Here is a 14371-nt window from a genome sequence, read left to right on the forward strand (position 1 = left end):
GCGCTAGCTATAGGATACGGCGGCGGGTCGGCGCGGCCGACCGGGGCTGGCCAGACTCTGCACCAGGGCGTGAAAGCGCTGAATCGGCGGAATCACCAGGCGATCGCGGGTCGTCACCAGCACCACCGAGCGGGTCAGCACCGGGGCTTCGGTGGGGCGCACCGCCAGGGTGGGGTCATCGCGGCAGTCGGCCAGGGCCGACTGGGGCAGCAGGGCGACAAAATTGCCGTGGCGAATTACGCCGCGAAAGGCATCGAGGGTGTTGAGTTCGAGGGCGGCATTAAAGGTTTCGCCCCGGTCTTGGAACTGCTGCTGCACCAGCCGCTGCATGCCGTAGCCGTCTTTGAATAAGATCTGGGGAAACCGCGACAGCATTTCCCAGGCGATCGCGGGCTGGCGGGCCAGATCGTGGTCGGCCCCCATCAGCACCTCGACCGGCTCTTCAAACAGGGGCGTGACCACCATCTCGGGCTGGGTGGTGAGGCGGGGGTTATCCATCACAATCGCCAGGTCGACCAGGCCGTCGCGCAGCACCTTGAGCGAGCGATCGCTGCCCAGCGCCGTCACCCGCAGCTGCACCTGGGGGTACTCGGCGCAAAACTGCTGCAGCACCGGGGGCAGCACCGTGGCGCACACCGACTGAATCGCCGCCACGCACAGTTCCGGCTGCTTGCCCGCCATCAGATCGGCAATATCTTTAGACACCTGAGCCCAGTCCTGCTGAATGCGGCGGGCCTTGGGCAGCAGCCGCTCGCCAGCCACCGTCAGCTTGGCCTGGGCCCCGCGATGAAACAGGGGCGCATCGAGTTCGGCCTCCAGGGCCTGCACCTGGCGGCTGACCGTAGACTGTGTCACCTGGCACTGCTGGGCCGCCGCCTGAAAACTGCCGGTTTCGGCCACCGACAAAAATGCTTGGAGCTGCTCTATGCGCATTCGCGGGATCCACGCCACTGCTAAACAAGGGCATCTCTGGCGACGGTACGCCAGACAGCCCTGTTTTTAATTAACAGATAGTGTCCCCAGTCTTGGTATCAAAAGTAGCGAGACTCAGGGCGTACCCTCAATTCTGGCCAAGAACCCTTGATCACCAGTGCCGCCACGCTGACCCAAACAACAGGCTGGTGCTTTAACCGCTCTAAAGATTTCGCATTTTGAATTTTGCATTCCGCGCAGCGGTACTACCGCTGTAGCTGGCGCAGGGCCGCCTCGGCGTGGAGCTGTACCCCCTGGTCGGGGTCGGTAAGCAGCGATCGCAGCAGCGGTTCGGCCTCGGCGCGGCCCACCTGGCCCAGGGCCAGCACCAGGTGGCGGCGCAGCAGGCTGTGCTCGGAGGTGGCAGGCATTGCCCCCAGCCACCCCGCTAAGGCCTGAGCCGCCGGGGGCTGTAGCTCTGGAACCAGAGTCGGCAGCCCCTGCACCAGGGCCAGACGCGCCGCCGGAGCTAGGTCGTCCCAGGCGGCGACTAGCCCCGTCAGGGCCAGGGTGGTGTTGTGCCAGATCAGGGCCTGCACCGCCGCTGTTTGCAGGGCAGCCGTTGATTGAGCAGCCGGGTTGCTGGCGGGCAGCAGTCGCAGCAGCGCCGTGGCGGCGGCAGGCCCCGTCAGCCGCCCCAGGGCATAGACGGCCTGCTGGGCGATAGTCTCGTCGGGGTCATCGACTAACGGCGTCAGAAATTCAACCAGCTGGTCGGCGCTCAGGTGGCCCCGCAGACTCAGCAGGCCGCGAATGGCGGCGGACCGCACCGCTGGGGCCGAGTCCTGCAGGCCCCGCTGCACCACGGGCCAGGTGGCGATGTCGGCAAAGGGACAGAGGGCATCGAGGGCGGTCGCGCGCACGGGCGATCGCTCGTCGTCAGTGGCCGCCATCAGCAGGGGCAGGGTGGCCGGGTGGGGAATGCGGGACAGGGCCTGCACCGCCACGGGGCGGAGGGCGGGTTGGGCCAGCTGCTCGCCTAAGGCCGCGATCGCAGGCGGGCCAACCTGCGTCAGGGCCGCCGCCACCGCCTGGCGCAGATCGTCGTCGGTGGTGGCGGCAAAGGTGGCGATCAGGGCCGGCACCACCTGGGGATGGTTGAGCTCACCCAGGGCGCGGGCGGCAAACCAGCGGGCCTCCCAGTCGCCGTCTTCATCCTTCAAAATGGCCAGCAGGTCGGTCAGGGCCGCCTCGCCCAGGTGGGCCACCTGTCGGGCCTGATCCCAGCGGTCATGAAAGTCACCCTGGCAGAGCCCGGCGATGGTAGCCCCGGTCGCGGCGGCTGAATTGGGCAAAAACTCATTAAATGCAGACACAGCCACGCTCCTGACAACGCCCTAGGTCGATCTTCTACACCATAGGCGCAGCGCCTAATTTTCCCAATGGTAGGCTATGCGATTCGCGCAGATAGCTCTTGCGGAGGCTGCATGGACTGACCAAAAACGTATGAGTCTATACAAACACCACCCCAGAGCGAGACTAGGCTAACCACACTGGTTTTTTGATAGATAAACCCGGATCCTTTTGGGATCGCCCCTGCCTCAAACCCTGCCTCAGACGTCTTGCAACAACGGTGTAGCCTGTGACCACTTCCATCGACACGGCCAACCCAACGGCCACCGCCAAACTCAATAAGTTTGAACAGTTTAAGGCCGAGAAAGACGGCCTGCTGGTCAAGCACGAGCTGGAGCAGTTCGCCCAGATGGGGTGGGAAGCCGTCGACGACACCGACCTCACCCACCGGCTCAAGTGGCTGGGCATTTTCTTTCGCCCGGTCACGCCCGGCAAGTTTATGCTGCGCCTGCGCCTGCCCAACGGTCTGCTCACGGGCTACAAAGCGCGCACCCTGGCCGAGATCATTCAGCGCTACGGCGAAGACGGCAGCGCCGATGTCACCACCCGGCAAAACCTGCAGCTGCGGGGCATTTTGCTCGAAGATATTCCCGATATTTTTCGCCGCATGCACGCCGCTGGCCTCACCTCGGTGCAGTCGGGCATGGACAACGTGCGCAACATCACCGGGTCGCCCGTGGCGGGCCTCGACGCCGACGAGCTGATCGACACCCAGGGGCTGGTGCGCAAAGTTCAGGACATGATTACCAACAACGGCGAGGGCAACCCGGCCTTTACCAACCTGCCTCGCAAGTTCAACATTGCGATCGAGGGGGGCCGCGACAACTCCATTCACGCCGAAATCAACGACATCGCCTTTGTGCCCGCCTACCGCGAGGGTGTGCTGGGCTTTAACGTGGTGGTAGGGGGGTTCTTCTCGGCCCGGCGCTGCGAGGCGGCGATCCCGCTCAATGCCTGGGTAGCGCCCGATGACAGCGTGGTCGAGCTGTGCCGGGCCATTCTGGAGGTCTACCGCGATCACGGCCCCCGCACCAACCGCCAAAAGGCCCGCCTGATGTGGCTGATCGACGAGTGGGGCCTGGACAAGTTTCGGGCGGCGGTGGAGGTGGCCTACGGCCAGCCCCTGCTGTCTGCCGCCCCCAAGGACGAAATGGACTGGGACAAGCGCGACCACATCGGCGTCTACCCGCAAAAGCAGGTGGGGCTCAACTACGTGGGGCTGCACGTGCCGGTGGGGCGGCTGATGGCCAGCGACCTGTTTGACCTGGCCCGCCTGGCGGAGGTCTACGGCAGCGGCGAGCTGCGCTTGACGGTGGAGCAAAACGTGATCATCCCCAACGTGCCCGACTCGCGCCTGCCGGTGCTGCTACAGGAGCCGCTGCTGGAGAAATTCTCAATTTCGCCCTCGGCCCTGACGCGATCGCTGGTTTCCTGCACAGGCTCCCAGTTCTGCAACTTTGCCCTGGTCGAAACCAAGCAGCGCGCCCTGGCGCTGGCCAAAGCCCTCGATGCCGAACTCACCCTGACCCAGCCGGTACGCATTCACTGGACGGGCTGCCCCAACTCCTGCGGTCAGCCCCAGGTAGCCGACATTGGCCTGATGGGCACCAAGGTGCGCAAGGACGGCAAAACCGTTGAAGGGGTCGATATTTTCATGGGCGGCAAAGTGGGCAAGGAGGCCCACCTGGGCGAAAAAGTACAGCAGGGCATCCCCTGTGACGAGCTGCACGACGTGCTGCGATCGCTGCTAATCGAAAACTTCGGAGCCCAGCCCAAAGAATTCAGCCCATCCCGCAACGGCGTAGTGGTGACGGCAGACTAAATCGGGCTAAAAAAATGCCCTGTCGGCCAACGGCCCCAGGACACACAGTTTGCATTTGAGGCAAACGTAGCACAGGCCAGGGGGCCGTGGCGAGAGTAGGCATCAGGGTTTCATCATAGATTCCTAAAGCGGGTCTGATTTTAAACCTACGGCCACTCCCAAACGCGTCACACACCCCTTCGACTCCGCTCAGGGACCACCCTTTCGACTCCGCTCAGGGACCACCCTTTCGACTCCGCTCAGGGACCGCTACCCATCCACTCTCCTACTCGCCCCTCTATGACTGACCCCGCCAAAACCTTATGTCCTTACTGCGGCGTGGGTTGCGGCCTGGAAGTCTTGCCGCCGGCCCAGCCCAACAAGCCCACCCACCGTGACGCCCAGGGAAACCCGCTGTGGCAGACCAGGGGCGATCGCGCCCACCCGTCTAGCCAGGGCATGGTGTGCGTTAAAGGGGCCACGGTGGCCGAGTCGCTCGATCGCGACAGGCTCAAGTACCCCATGCTGCGGGCCTCGCTCGACGCTCCCTTCGAGCGAGTGTCGTGGGATGTGGCGCTGGATGCGATCGTGGGCCGAATTCAAACCGTGCGGCGGGAGCTGGGGCCAGACGGTATCTGCGTCTACGGCTCGGGGCAGTTTCAAACCGAAGACTACTACGTGGCCCAAAAGCTGGTCAAAGGCTGCCTGGGCACCAACAACTTCGACGCCAACTCGCGGCTGTGCATGTCCTCGGCGGTAGCGGGCTACATTCAGAGCTTTGGCAGCGACGGCCCCCCCTGCTGCTACGCCGACCTGGAGGCCACCGACTGCGCCTTTTTGATCGGCACCAACACCGCCGAGTGCCACCCGATTGTGTTTAATCGGCTGCGCAAGCACCACAAGCGTAACGGCCACGTCAAGCTGATTGTGGTCGACCCCCGCCGCACCGACACCGCCAAGGCCGCCGACCTGCACCTGGCCATTCGCCCCGGCACCGATATCACTCTGCTCAACGGCATTGGCCACCTGCTGCTGCGCTGGGGGGCGATCGACCCTGAGTTTATCGACGGCTGCACCCAGGGGTTTGCTGGCTATACCGAGGTGCTGCGCCACTACGACCCCGAGCTGGTGGCCGATCGCTGCGGCATTACCGTGGCCGATCTCGAAACCGCCGCCCGCACCTGGTCAAAGGCCAAAGCGGCACTCTCGCTGTGGTCGATGGGGCTAAACCAGTCGTCGGAGGGCACCGCCAAGGTGCGGGCGTTGATCAACCTGCACCTGATGACCGGCCACATTGGCCGTCCGGGGGCGGGGCCGTTTTCGCTCACCGGGCAGCCCAACGCCATGGGCGGTCGCGAGGCGGGCGGACTATCGCACATTCTGCCGGGCTATCGCCTGGTCAAAAACGCCGACCACCGCCGCCAGGTCGAGGCCTTTTGGGGCCTGCCCGCCGGGCACATCTCGGCGACGCCGGGGCTAGCCGTGGGCGAAATGATGCTGGCCCTGGAGCAGCGGCAGGTAGGCCTGCTGTGGATTGCCGCCACCAACCCGGCAGTCAGTCTGCCCGACCTCAACCGCACCAAGGCAGCCCTGCGCCAGTCTCCCTTCACCGTCTACCAAGACGCCTACTACCCGACCGAAACCGCCGAGTTTGCCCACCTGCTGCTGCCCGCCGCCCAGTGGGGCGAAAAAACCGGCACCATGACGAATTCTGAACGGGTGGTCACGTTCTGTCCCGCCTTTCGTCCGCCCCCCGGCGAGGCCCGCCCCGACTGGGAAGTTTTTGCTGAGGTGGGCCGCCGTCTGGGCTTTGCCGACAAGTTTGCTTTTGCCAACAGCGCCGAGGTCTACCGCGAGTTTGCCGCCATCACCCGGGGCCAGCCCTGCGATATCACCGGCCTCAGCCACGATCGCCTCGCCGCCCACGGCCCCATCCAGTGGCCCTGCCCCGATCCCGCAACGCCCGAGACCGCTGCATCTAAGTACGACAAGCGGCTCTACACTAGGGGCATCTTCGCCACCCCCGATCGCCGCGCCCGCTTCGCCGCCCTGCACAGCAACGGGCTGGCCGAACCGCCCGACGACCAGTACCCCTTTGTGCTCACCACCGGGCGGCTCTACGGCCACTGGCACACCCAGACCCGCACCGGGCGCATTGAGAAAACTCAAAAAATGCACCCGGCCCCGTTTCTCGAAATGAACCCCCGCGATGCCCAGCAGCTAGAGGTACAGGGTGGCGAGTGGGTGGAGGTGCGATCGCCGCGTGGCAGCGTCCGGCTGCCGGTACTGGTCACTCAAAATATTCGCCGGGGCAGTTTGTTTGTGCCCATGCACTGGGGCAGCCTGTGGGCCGACGATGCCGAGTGCAATGCCCTCACCCATCCAACGGCCTGCCCGATCTCAGGCCAGCCCGAGCTGAAGGCCTGCGCTGTGCAGGTGGTGCCTCTCAATCGCCTCAGCCCAGACCCATCCGCCCGGCCTGAGGCTTTACCCCAGGCCCTAGAATCGTCTATTCTCTCAGCAGCACCCACCCCCTGAGCATTGAACTTCCATGGCGAACCGGGCCAAGCAGCTGATCAATCAGTTCAAAAACGAAACGTTTCTACTGCGGTTACACCAGTTTGAGGGCAGCATTTCTAAGCTGCTCTCCCTGACCATGGTGGTCGTCATTTTGGCGATCGTGTTCGATTTGATTGTGGTACTGGTCGAAGCCATTTTTACCACCGCTCCCGGCGCGTTTTTGGGCCAAACCGTAATCGATGTCTTTGGCCTCTTTCTAACGGTGCTAATCGCCCTGGAGATCTTAGAAAATATCACCGCCTACATTCAAAAGCACGTGGTGCAGGTTGAACTCGTGATCGCCACGGCCCTGACGGCCGTGGGGCGAAAGTTTATCATTTTGGACCTGGATAAGGTGTCGGGTACGACATTGATTGGGCTTGCCCTGGCTATTTTTGCCCTCGCCATCAGCTACTGGATCGTGCGCGCCAGCCATCGCTAAAGGGGGTACAGCCATCACCAGAGCGGTTAGAGCATGACCCACATCTTTGAGGTGATGGCTATAAGCCGTTGGGCCTCCCCAATTTTTAGCCATAACCAGGGTTGACGCCTCAGCGCAATGGCCATTGGTATAGTTGGCGTTTCACAGCCAGAGTCACCTGGATGAGAACATCCATAAAGCCTGAGAACGGCTGGGAGGATTGCTCAAAGGCGGCGATCGCACTGGCAACCGGGTCAGCATCGGGCGCGGCGACGAGCTGGTAGCGCAACTGGTAGTTGGCCCCATCGCGGCAGTTAAGTTGGTTAAACCCAGTGAATATCATCCGGCTCAGACTTGGCTGGCTCTACAGCTGGCGGGTCTGCAACCGTTTTTGGCTGGCTGAGCGGCGCGGCTGGGCTGAGGCGCTCGCCCTCATTCCGCGCCTTCCGCTTCATAAAGGCTGAGGACGCAGACTCCTCTGGGGCCAGCGATTGCAGAAACCAGTTGAGCGTCTCTTGGGAAAGCCACCCGTGCAAAACCGCCAGCGCCCCAATTCTTAGCCCCGCCTGCTTTTGCTCTCGCAGCAGGGCATCTACCTGCTGCGAGTCGAGCAGCCCCGCCTGCTGAAAATAATACCCAATGGGGTTGTCTCGACCGCCCGCCACCAACTTTGGCCACTGCTCAGCAAAAAACTCGATGGCGTCGCGCTTGACCCACCCGCGCAGCTCAAGAATGTCGCCAATTCTCAGATCAGGCTGCCATTTTTGGTCCTGAAGCACCACCTCCAGCTGCGCTTGGGAGAGCAACCCTGCCTGCTGCAACAGTTCTCCGAGGGGTCTAGTTTTAGGCTGAGTTGGCATAGCTAAACGGTTAATAGTGACTAAAAATACGGTCAAACAATTTTAAAGCGCGAAACGCTTGTCGTACCGTCGTACTCCAGGCTAAGGGAAACCATTAGGTGGAATAATTTTCACTGTAATTGAAAAAAATCCAGTTGGTTTGTCTGAAAAAACGGTTAGGGAATACCTCGCCAGCCCGCTACGGCAGTTCAGCGGCGATATCTGCCGCTAGCACATCATCCCCCAGCTCTAGAGCACCCGCCTGAGCCGCTTCTAAATATTCGGTGGCTTTCTCCGGTTTCTCCACCCGAGCGTAGAGCGTGTCCAGACCATACTGGGTTAGCGCCTGTTCCTCAAGGCTGTCCGTCGCCAGGGCCAGAGCGGTTTCATAGTTCTGCTCCGCCAGCAGACGCAGGCCGCTCTTGAGGTAGAGATCGCCCAGCAGTCGCCACACTTTGGCGGTTTCACAGCCCGCCGCCACCAATCCCTCCAGGGCCTCAATGGCGACCCCGGTCAGCTCCTAGCGGGGGTAGACATCTTCGACCAAAATCAGCGTGGCCACCATATCGGGTAAGTCCATAGCCTCGACGGCGGCGATATCGGTTTGGGCGGCTTCAACGCGATCGCCCGTCAGCAGATTAAACCGCAGAGTGGGCGGGTCATCGGTGGAGAGCGCGCCTGTATCGGTCTCTACCACCAGGGTATATAGGGTGCCGGGGCAGCCGTTGTTGACCGCTGAAATCGTGCCTGCGGGCACAACCCACCGACTGCCGTTTGAGCAGATCACAACAATACGGCTGCCCCGGCCCGGTTCCAGCAGGTCGGGGCCGTACAGCGCTGTGCCGGGGTTGGCCCGACGAAACTCGCTCCAGGCCTCGCGCCGCAGCTGTACGCTGCCGCTGATGGTCATGATGCGGGCCAGGCTGGCGTGGGCGACGGTAGGCCGTAGCGCCAGACCGAGCCCGGCGACGGAGAGGGTAAGCAGCGATCGCCAGAGTCGGTTCCAAGCAAGCGGTTGATGCCGCCGCCGGTCTGAGGGCCAATCTTGATGGCTATTGCGATGGCTCAGCATAGGCTGGGGTCTCCGTTGTCGTTAGGGCTGCTCGGGCCAGGCCGGCCCAGCGATCGTCTTCGGGGCGATTGGCGTATTGCAGGCACTGGGTCCAGGTCTCTCGGGCGGTGGGGATGGGGGCGGTAGGCTCGGTTGCCCCCTCGGGCTGTTGTTCCAGCACTTGAGCCAGTAGACAGTAGGCATCTGGGCGAGATGGGTCGATCTCCTCACCAATGCGAATAGCCTCTAGCAGCTCGGTTTCGGCCTCGGGCAGACGGCCCTGCTCCAGCCGCACCTGGCCCAGATTTTTGCGCAGCACGTACTCTAGTTCAGAGGTTTGCTGCTGCAGCTTAGGGGAGTTTAAAGCTAGCAATAGCAGTGGAATAGCCTGGTCGTAGTTGCCGTCGCGCATGTAGAGATGGGCCAGGTTGTTGTAGGCCGGTAGGTAGCCCCCCTGTACGGCTTTTAGATACTCGTTTTGAGCTTTGTCGTACTCCTGAAATTCTTCGTAGATCACGCCCAGGTTGAACTGGGCCTCGGGGTAGTCGGGCTTCAGGCTGAGGGCCTGCTGAAAGTTATTTTGGGCGCTGGCCCAGTCGCCGGTTTCGTACTGCTCTTCGCCCTGCTGGTTATAGGCGGCGGCAATGCGGGGCAGCCCCAGGGAGTGAAAGCAAAACAGCCCCAGGGCCAGGGCAAAGGCGAGGGCAAACTTGATTTTGGCCCAGTTTTTGCGGGCGGAACCACGGGTAGACAGAAGATTCTCCAGCGCCTGCTGACCCACTTTGGTAAGAGCACCGCCGCTGGCGAATAGAGTGAGTACGACAGGCGCGATCGCCCCCAGCGAACTCCACACCCCCGGCGTGTCGGCGGTAAAGCGGCTGGCAATATCCTGCGCCAGGGCCAGGCTAATGGTCAGCATCGCAATGGTGAGACCGCCCCACAGCCAGGCCAGGGCCTCCTTGGGCGGTTCTGGATCGGGCGGGTACCACCACCAGTGGTGCTCCGGGGGGTGAACGCTTTTGCGCCAGCCAGCCAGCGCGGGTATGGCCCGCAGGCGATCGCTCTGGCGGCCCCAGGCGGCATCGGCCTCGGCCAGATCGAGCCAAAACCGGGGTGGCAGCGTTTCCTCGTCGGGCATTTCGGCCAGTTGATCGATCTGGTGCTGGATGCGATCGCGGCTGTGGAGCGTTGCCAGCACCGTTTCTTCGCTCCAGGCATCGGCATCGCTCACCAGTTTGCTAACCCACTGGCGGTAGTCGTTGGCAGAGTGTTCTAGCGGATGCGCGGTGTCCATGTTTTCAAGCGGGGGAGGTGGGGAGACTAGGTGGCGGAAACAACATCAAACAATAGCGACAGCACGGCCACGGCATTGGCATCAATCAGACGAGGGCCGGGTGGCAGATGGCTGTCGGTGCTGCCGCGACGACTGTCTAATGCTCCAAACATATCGCGTATGACCTCGTTGGCGGAGGCTTCGCTGGTGCTACCGCGCACCTCTGGCGCAATTCGCCGCAGGGTTCGGAGGGCACTCTGCAGCGGTTGGGCACTGGCCATCACCAGCACCTGGGTAATGCCGTAGGGGCGAGCCGCCCGGAGCCGGGGCAGCGACAGCGATCTCTGGGCCAGGGCCTGGCCGTAGCGAACCGCGCGGCGTTCGAGCCCAAACTGGTTGAGGCCAATGGTCCCTAGGGCGTGTCATCAATTGTGGCCAAAAGTTCGGCATATCAAGCCTTGCCACGCCCGACCTAAAAGACAAACCAGGGGCTGTAACCCTTGATTTTTGAACGTTTAGCAGCTAACTGATGACAGCCCTAGGGCTACCCTCAAACTGCTGACGGGAATATTTGACGGTGGTAATAACCACATCATGGTGAAAGCCATTCACCCCCCTTACCCCCGCATCCTTCACCCCTCGCCCTTTGGCAGATACTTCACCAAGGCTTTCATCACCTCGTGAGGCTGAAATTGGATTGGCCTGTCGGCGTTGGGGGCGCTGAGAAAGTCTGTCCACTCAAAGATTTCGGCAAAGCCGAGCTGGTGCAGGGCAACGACGATGGAGCTGACGGACTGTTTGCTGCCGATAACGAGAATTTTGACAGACTCGCGGTCGGGGTGAGGTTTTAGAGGAGTACGACATCAGCCAGTTTGCTCTGGCGGTGGCAATGGGTGTGGAGCGTAATAATGTCTATCGCTGGGTCAACGAGAAGCGCGACCCAACGGCTGAAACGGTGGTGGAGATTGTGCGATCGCTGAAAAAGCTAAATCCTGACGCGTCACAGGCATTCGTGCAGCGGTATTTGGGTGATGAGCAATAGTGCAACGCCATTCCGTCGGGTGGGCACCGCCCACCATCCACCCTTTGAGCATCCGTCAAGGGAACAAAACAAAAGAAGCGATCGCATACTGCCATGCGATCGCCCCTCAACCTGTCTTGGATTTGGGTTAAGTGTCTAAGCAACTGACTGCTGATCGGGAGCAGACTGGCTAGACCGTCGCCGCTCAGACCGCCGCTTGCCGCCCGCCATTTCATACTCAGAGCTTTTGCGACCATAGACTACGGCTACCGCATTCAGCATTCTTTCGGACTTTTCGGCCAGGGCTTTTTCGGCATCGAGCATTTCGTTATAGAGCTGATCGACGGTGGAAAGCAGCTCGTTGTATTTTTTCTGGCGATCGCGCATAGCGTCAATATCGGCCCAGAATGAAGCGAGGGTCATGCCGTTACCCAGGTCGAGGTTGCGAGCAATGGAGCCCATCGCGGAAGCGCGACGCTCTGCTTTTTGTAGAGAGGTAGATGTGCGTTTGGCTCGTGCCATGGTGGTACTCCCTCCTTGGGAGTTTGAATTAAAGGGCTGGAGGGGCTGACCGGGTGATCAACGTAGGTTAAGAGTTGACGCCCAGATTTCAAAAGCATCCTGATGGCTAAAGAGACATGAAAGCTTTATGCCGGGGGCGAGAACTCTTCAAAAGGGGCCAGAGGAGTTCTGTAGTTTTACGCTTAGTCTTTTGAAAAAGAAACAGTACTCTCGGCTGTTTTGGCAACCCTTGCCAAGGTCTAAGTGCTAACGCGGGTAGGGCACTGGCTAAGCTCTACTGAGAACCCGCAAACGGCAACACAGAACTACTTTGCCCTTAAGCAGAACTCGTTAGCGGCAAACGAGAACTCGTTTACGCTTAAGCAGAACTGATTAGCAACTACAAAGAACTCGTTAACGACTAACGAGAACTGCTTTACGACTAAGCAGAACTGGTTAACGGCTAATGAGAACTCGTTAGCGGCTAAGCAGTAGGCCTTAAGCTGGTTTGCTTATGGGTTAAGGCTTAGGGTATAAGCGATCGCGGGTGGGGAGTAGGCGATCGCGGCTAAGGAGAATTGTTGAGGGTTGAGAATGATGGCATCTGCCGCTTGAAGGTTGTAGAGATACCGCTGAACCTCAATGTCTATAGATTATAAGGCGATCGCTGGCGATCTCTTTTAAGAAGTAGGGGTTTTTGGCGGCGGCAAGGTCACTAAATCTACTGTGCGACCCAGGACTGTAGACAATCCGTGCTTTAACCCGAAGAAGCGATCGGCAGCACCCTCTGGGTTATCGGTAGCGAACTCGACTAGAAAATCAAAATCGCTGGTTTGGGCATCGAAGGTAGATCGAGTCGCGGAGCCAAAGAGATTGAGCCGAGCGACCTGGTTGATGCGGCATAGCTCTGCAATCTGTGCCTGCTTACGCTTGACTAATTCAGCGGCTATCGTGCCCTCGTGTTATTAAAGCTGAATGCAATGCCTTAATTGAGGCATCCGCATCCAGATGCAGTTTAGGGCTAGACATGCGATGCTTCGATCGCAGCCTCTAGGGCAATTGCACCATCCATCTCGGCCTGATTGGCCGCATAAAACGCTAGAGCATCATCAATTTGTGCTGCGCTCAGGTTGTATTCTTCTGCCAGTTGTTCGGTTGTTAGGCCCCACTGGTGAGCGGCGATCGCGATCGTCTGTACCCGAATATTGGTACCTGCAACCACAGGCACCTGTTGGCCGCTGGCCCCCTGGTGATAGGCAACATTGGGAAATGTGCGATCGCTGAACTGGTGCTTTAGCTCGGCAATCTTCTCGGCTACTGCCCACAAAATAAAGTCATCCAGAGCGATGCCTTGATCAGTGGCCCATTGCAAGGCTTCTTGCTGAAGCTGAAGCGGCAGGTTGACAGGATAGGTTGCCATGCTTAGACCAATCTGACTGGTTGACTTATTTTAGCAAGAGCGATCGCCCCATTCCCCCGCCACACTCACCTGGCTAACCGCAGCAGCATACAAACTACTAACAAGCGCGATCGCCCCTTCCCGATCAATGAGTCCATCAGCGTTTAACAGTGATTCATACCTGAACTGTGCAGCAAACGCTCTGTTCTAAAGGCGGCGATCGAGCTATCAAGCTCTCCGGGCGGCAAAGGCAGAGCGATCGCCCCCATGCAACACAATGCTTCCCTCCACCTCATCCGCTGACTTTAGCCTCAGCCAGCCACTACCAGAGGCTTCATCACACTCATCATTACCCTCCCAGGTAAACTCAAACCGTTCAGTGTCGCCCTCTCGGACAAACTCTCCATCCAAACCTCCAGCGACCAAGCCGAATTGAAAATCTCCAATCCCACTTTGGTTGATCGTGATATTGGCCTGCACCTCCATATTGAAATAATCCTCATCCCACTGTTCCATTTCGTAGATGTGCCAGGTTCCGACAACTGATGTAGTTTTCTTCTTCGGCATGATTAGCTAGCTCCTAGCGCTTCGGCCTCCAATCTTGAATATAGTCTCCCGCACTGCTACTCAAGTGAGCTTGGGGCTTCGTCAGCGTCGAGCCTATCTAGCCTTCCTGCTCGTCATGGCTAAACAGATCCAGAAGCCAACGGTTGATGGTGGCATCGTCTTCGGTGGGCGATCGCCTCAAGGCTGCTTCTACAGTGGCGATCGCCAGCCCAGGCAACATCTCAGAGTTGGCAATTTGCCCGCTGCGGCGATCGCCACGCCTGGTGTTCTAGGCGACTCCGTAGCCGGTGTAGGGGCGCTTATAGCTGGGATGCAATCCGAGAACAATATCTTCCTTAGCAATACCCATGTCAACGAGTTCTTGGCCAACATCAATGTCCGTTGTGTTTTGCTGAAGCCAGATTTTGCCATTTTTCAATATCGAAATGAAGCACCGTATGGTAAACCCGGCTTAGCCCCCTTCCAGCCCACCCGCATCAGCTGGTAACCGACATTCCGCAGGTTGACAAAAGGGATATTTAGGGCGACTGAGGTAAGCTCAGAGCAATCCATGGGATCGCGCTTTGAAGATAGAGAATCTGGACCACTTAGGGTTGGTGGCTGCCATAGTTGAC

The 14371-nt window shown here is 60.1% G+C and carries 17 protein-coding genes and 1 pseudogene; 5 read left to right on the forward strand and 13 right to left on the reverse strand.

The genetic code is table 11. From position 1 onward, the window contains the following. Positions 1–3: 3 nt before the first annotated feature. Positions 4–933, reverse strand: a complete 930-nt coding sequence (locus ACQ4N7_RS25660; RefSeq protein WP_430714286.1) for a LysR family transcriptional regulator — start codon at positions 931–933, stop codon at positions 4–6. Positions 934–1178: 245 nt separating this feature from the next. Further along, positions 1179–2288 carry a HEAT repeat domain-containing protein gene (locus ACQ4N7_RS25665; RefSeq protein ID WP_430714287.1) on the reverse strand — a complete coding sequence of 370 codons (1110 nt, stop codon included), beginning with the start codon at positions 2286–2288 and terminating at the stop codon, positions 1179–1181. 266 nt (positions 2289–2554) lie between these two features. On the opposite strand from ACQ4N7_RS25665, the gene ACQ4N7_RS25670 reads away from it, so the two are divergent. The 3 genes from ACQ4N7_RS25670 to ACQ4N7_RS25680 all read left to right on the forward strand — a co-directional run bounded on the left by ACQ4N7_RS25670 (position 2555) and on the right by ACQ4N7_RS25680 (position 7127). Beyond that, a complete protein-coding gene (locus ACQ4N7_RS25670) occupies positions 2555–4147 on the forward strand; it encodes a ferredoxin--nitrite reductase (RefSeq protein WP_430714288.1) in 1593 nt (530 codons plus the stop codon). A gap of 279 nt (positions 4148–4426) precedes the next feature. Further along, positions 4427–6664 carry a molybdopterin oxidoreductase family protein gene (locus ACQ4N7_RS25675; protein ID WP_430714289.1) on the forward strand — a complete coding sequence of 746 codons (2238 nt, stop codon included), beginning with the start codon at positions 4427–4429 and terminating at the stop codon, positions 6662–6664. Positions 6665–6677: 13 nt separating this feature from the next. Further along, the gene (locus ACQ4N7_RS25680) at positions 6678–7127 is read left to right on the forward strand and encodes a phosphate-starvation-inducible PsiE family protein (RefSeq protein WP_430714290.1); all 450 of its coding nucleotides are present in this window, start codon (positions 6678–6680) and stop codon (positions 7125–7127) included. Between the two features lie 109 nt (positions 7128–7236). Here ACQ4N7_RS25680 and ACQ4N7_RS25685 read toward each other — a convergent pair whose 3' ends face one another. The 6 genes from ACQ4N7_RS25685 to ACQ4N7_RS25710 all read right to left on the reverse strand — a co-directional run bounded on the left by ACQ4N7_RS25685 (position 7237) and on the right by ACQ4N7_RS25710 (position 10550). Then, positions 7237–7449, reverse strand: coding sequence for a hypothetical protein (locus ACQ4N7_RS25685; RefSeq protein WP_430714291.1), 213 nt, complete (start codon positions 7447–7449; stop codon positions 7237–7239). Continuing rightward, on the reverse strand, positions 7430–7966 hold the full coding sequence (locus tag ACQ4N7_RS25690) for a hypothetical protein (protein WP_430714292.1): 537 nt from the start codon (positions 7964–7966) through the stop codon (positions 7430–7432). Before ACQ4N7_RS25690 ends, ACQ4N7_RS25685 begins: the two co-directional genes overlap by 20 nt. 178 nt (positions 7967–8144) lie before the next feature. Beyond that, positions 8145–8426, reverse strand: coding sequence for a hypothetical protein (locus ACQ4N7_RS25695; protein ID WP_430714293.1), 282 nt, complete (start codon positions 8424–8426; stop codon positions 8145–8147). Between the two features lie 39 nt (positions 8427–8465). Further along, on the reverse strand, positions 8466–9017 hold the full coding sequence (locus ACQ4N7_RS25700; protein WP_430714294.1) for a hypothetical protein: 552 nt from the start codon (positions 9015–9017) through the stop codon (positions 8466–8468). Beyond that, positions 8998–10290, reverse strand: coding sequence for a tetratricopeptide repeat protein (locus ACQ4N7_RS25705; protein ID WP_430714295.1), 1293 nt, complete (start codon positions 10288–10290; stop codon positions 8998–9000). The genes ACQ4N7_RS25700 and ACQ4N7_RS25705 overlap by 20 nt, the downstream gene beginning before the upstream one ends. 26 nt (positions 10291–10316) lie before the next feature. Then, the gene (locus ACQ4N7_RS25710; RefSeq protein WP_430714296.1) at positions 10317–10550 is read right to left on the reverse strand and encodes a hypothetical protein; all 234 of its coding nucleotides are present in this window, start codon (positions 10548–10550) and stop codon (positions 10317–10319) included. 581 nt (positions 10551–11131) lie between these two features. On the opposite strand from ACQ4N7_RS25710, the gene ACQ4N7_RS25715 reads away from it, so the two are divergent. Continuing rightward, complete coding sequence (locus ACQ4N7_RS25715) at positions 11132–11311, forward strand: helix-turn-helix domain-containing protein (RefSeq protein ID WP_430714301.1); 180 nt, start codon at positions 11132–11134, stop codon at positions 11309–11311. A gap of 135 nt (positions 11312–11446) precedes the next feature. On the opposite strand, the gene ACQ4N7_RS25720 is transcribed toward ACQ4N7_RS25715, so the two are convergent. The 4 genes from ACQ4N7_RS25720 to ACQ4N7_RS25735 form a co-directional block, all read right to left on the reverse strand. Beyond that, positions 11447–11812: a hypothetical protein gene (locus ACQ4N7_RS25720; RefSeq protein WP_430714297.1), complete on the reverse strand. Its 366-nt coding sequence runs from the start codon at positions 11810–11812 to the stop codon at positions 11447–11449. A 659-nt stretch (positions 11813–12471) separates the two neighbouring features. Beyond that, positions 12472–12741, reverse strand: coding sequence for a nucleotidyltransferase family protein (locus ACQ4N7_RS25725; protein ID WP_430714302.1), 270 nt, complete (start codon positions 12739–12741; stop codon positions 12472–12474). Between the two features lie 71 nt (positions 12742–12812). Beyond that, positions 12813–13211, reverse strand: a complete 399-nt coding sequence (locus tag ACQ4N7_RS25730) for a DUF433 domain-containing protein (protein WP_430714298.1) — start codon at positions 13209–13211, stop codon at positions 12813–12815. 207 nt (positions 13212–13418) lie between these two features. Then, the gene (locus ACQ4N7_RS25735; protein ID WP_430714299.1) at positions 13419–13757 is read right to left on the reverse strand and encodes a hypothetical protein; all 339 of its coding nucleotides are present in this window, start codon (positions 13755–13757) and stop codon (positions 13419–13421) included. Between the two features lie 146 nt (positions 13758–13903). Here ACQ4N7_RS25735 and ACQ4N7_RS25740 point away from each other — a divergent pair, with 146 nt between their 5' ends. Beyond that, positions 13904–14029: a hypothetical protein gene (locus ACQ4N7_RS25740; protein ID WP_430714300.1), complete on the forward strand. Its 126-nt coding sequence runs from the start codon at positions 13904–13906 to the stop codon at positions 14027–14029. Here ACQ4N7_RS25740 and ACQ4N7_RS25745 read toward each other — a convergent pair. Then, positions 14026–14243, reverse strand: a pseudogene (locus ACQ4N7_RS25745) (XisI protein); the annotation flags it as partial. The gene ACQ4N7_RS25740 and the pseudogene ACQ4N7_RS25745 sit on opposite strands and share 4 nt — an antisense overlap. Positions 14244–14371: the final 128 nt, after the last annotated feature.

It is taken from the genome of Nodosilinea sp. AN01ver1 (genome assembly GCF_050565655.1).
Lineage (GTDB): Bacteria > Cyanobacteriota > Cyanobacteriia > Phormidesmidales > Phormidesmidaceae > Nodosilinea.

Coding starts and splice junctions, on each gene's coding strand:
- ACQ4N7_RS25660 (WP_430714286.1), bottom strand. CDS start 933: ATGCGCATAGAGCAGCTCCAAGCATTTTTGTCGGTGGCCGAAACCGGC.
- ACQ4N7_RS25675 (WP_430714289.1), top strand. CDS start 4,427: ATGACTGACCCCGCCAAAACCTTATGTCCTTACTGCGGCGTGGGTTGC.
- ACQ4N7_RS25680 (WP_430714290.1), top strand. CDS start 6,678: ATGGCGAACCGGGCCAAGCAGCTGATCAATCAGTTCAAAAACGAAACG.
- ACQ4N7_RS25685 (WP_430714291.1), bottom strand. CDS start 7,449: ATGATATTCACTGGGTTTAACCAACTTAACTGCCGCGATGGGGCCAAC.
- ACQ4N7_RS25690 (WP_430714292.1), bottom strand. CDS start 7,966: ATGCCAACTCAGCCTAAAACTAGACCCCTCGGAGAACTGTTGCAGCAG.
- ACQ4N7_RS25700 (WP_430714294.1), bottom strand. CDS start 9,017: ATGCTGAGCCATCGCAATAGCCATCAAGATTGGCCCTCAGACCGGCGG.
- ACQ4N7_RS25705 (WP_430714295.1), bottom strand. CDS start 10,290: ATGGACACCGCGCATCCGCTAGAACACTCTGCCAACGACTACCGCCAG.
- ACQ4N7_RS25710 (WP_430714296.1), bottom strand. CDS start 10,550: ATGGCCAGTGCCCAACCGCTGCAGAGTGCCCTCCGAACCCTGCGGCGA.
- ACQ4N7_RS25720 (WP_430714297.1), bottom strand. CDS start 11,812: ATGGCACGAGCCAAACGCACATCTACCTCTCTACAAAAAGCAGAGCGT.
- ACQ4N7_RS25730 (WP_430714298.1), bottom strand. CDS start 13,211: ATGGCAACCTATCCTGTCAACCTGCCGCTTCAGCTTCAGCAAGAAGCC.
- ACQ4N7_RS25735 (WP_430714299.1), bottom strand. CDS start 13,757: ATGCCGAAGAAGAAAACTACATCAGTTGTCGGAACCTGGCACATCTAC.
- ACQ4N7_RS25740 (WP_430714300.1), top strand. CDS start 13,904: ATGGTGGCATCGTCTTCGGTGGGCGATCGCCTCAAGGCTGCTTCTACA.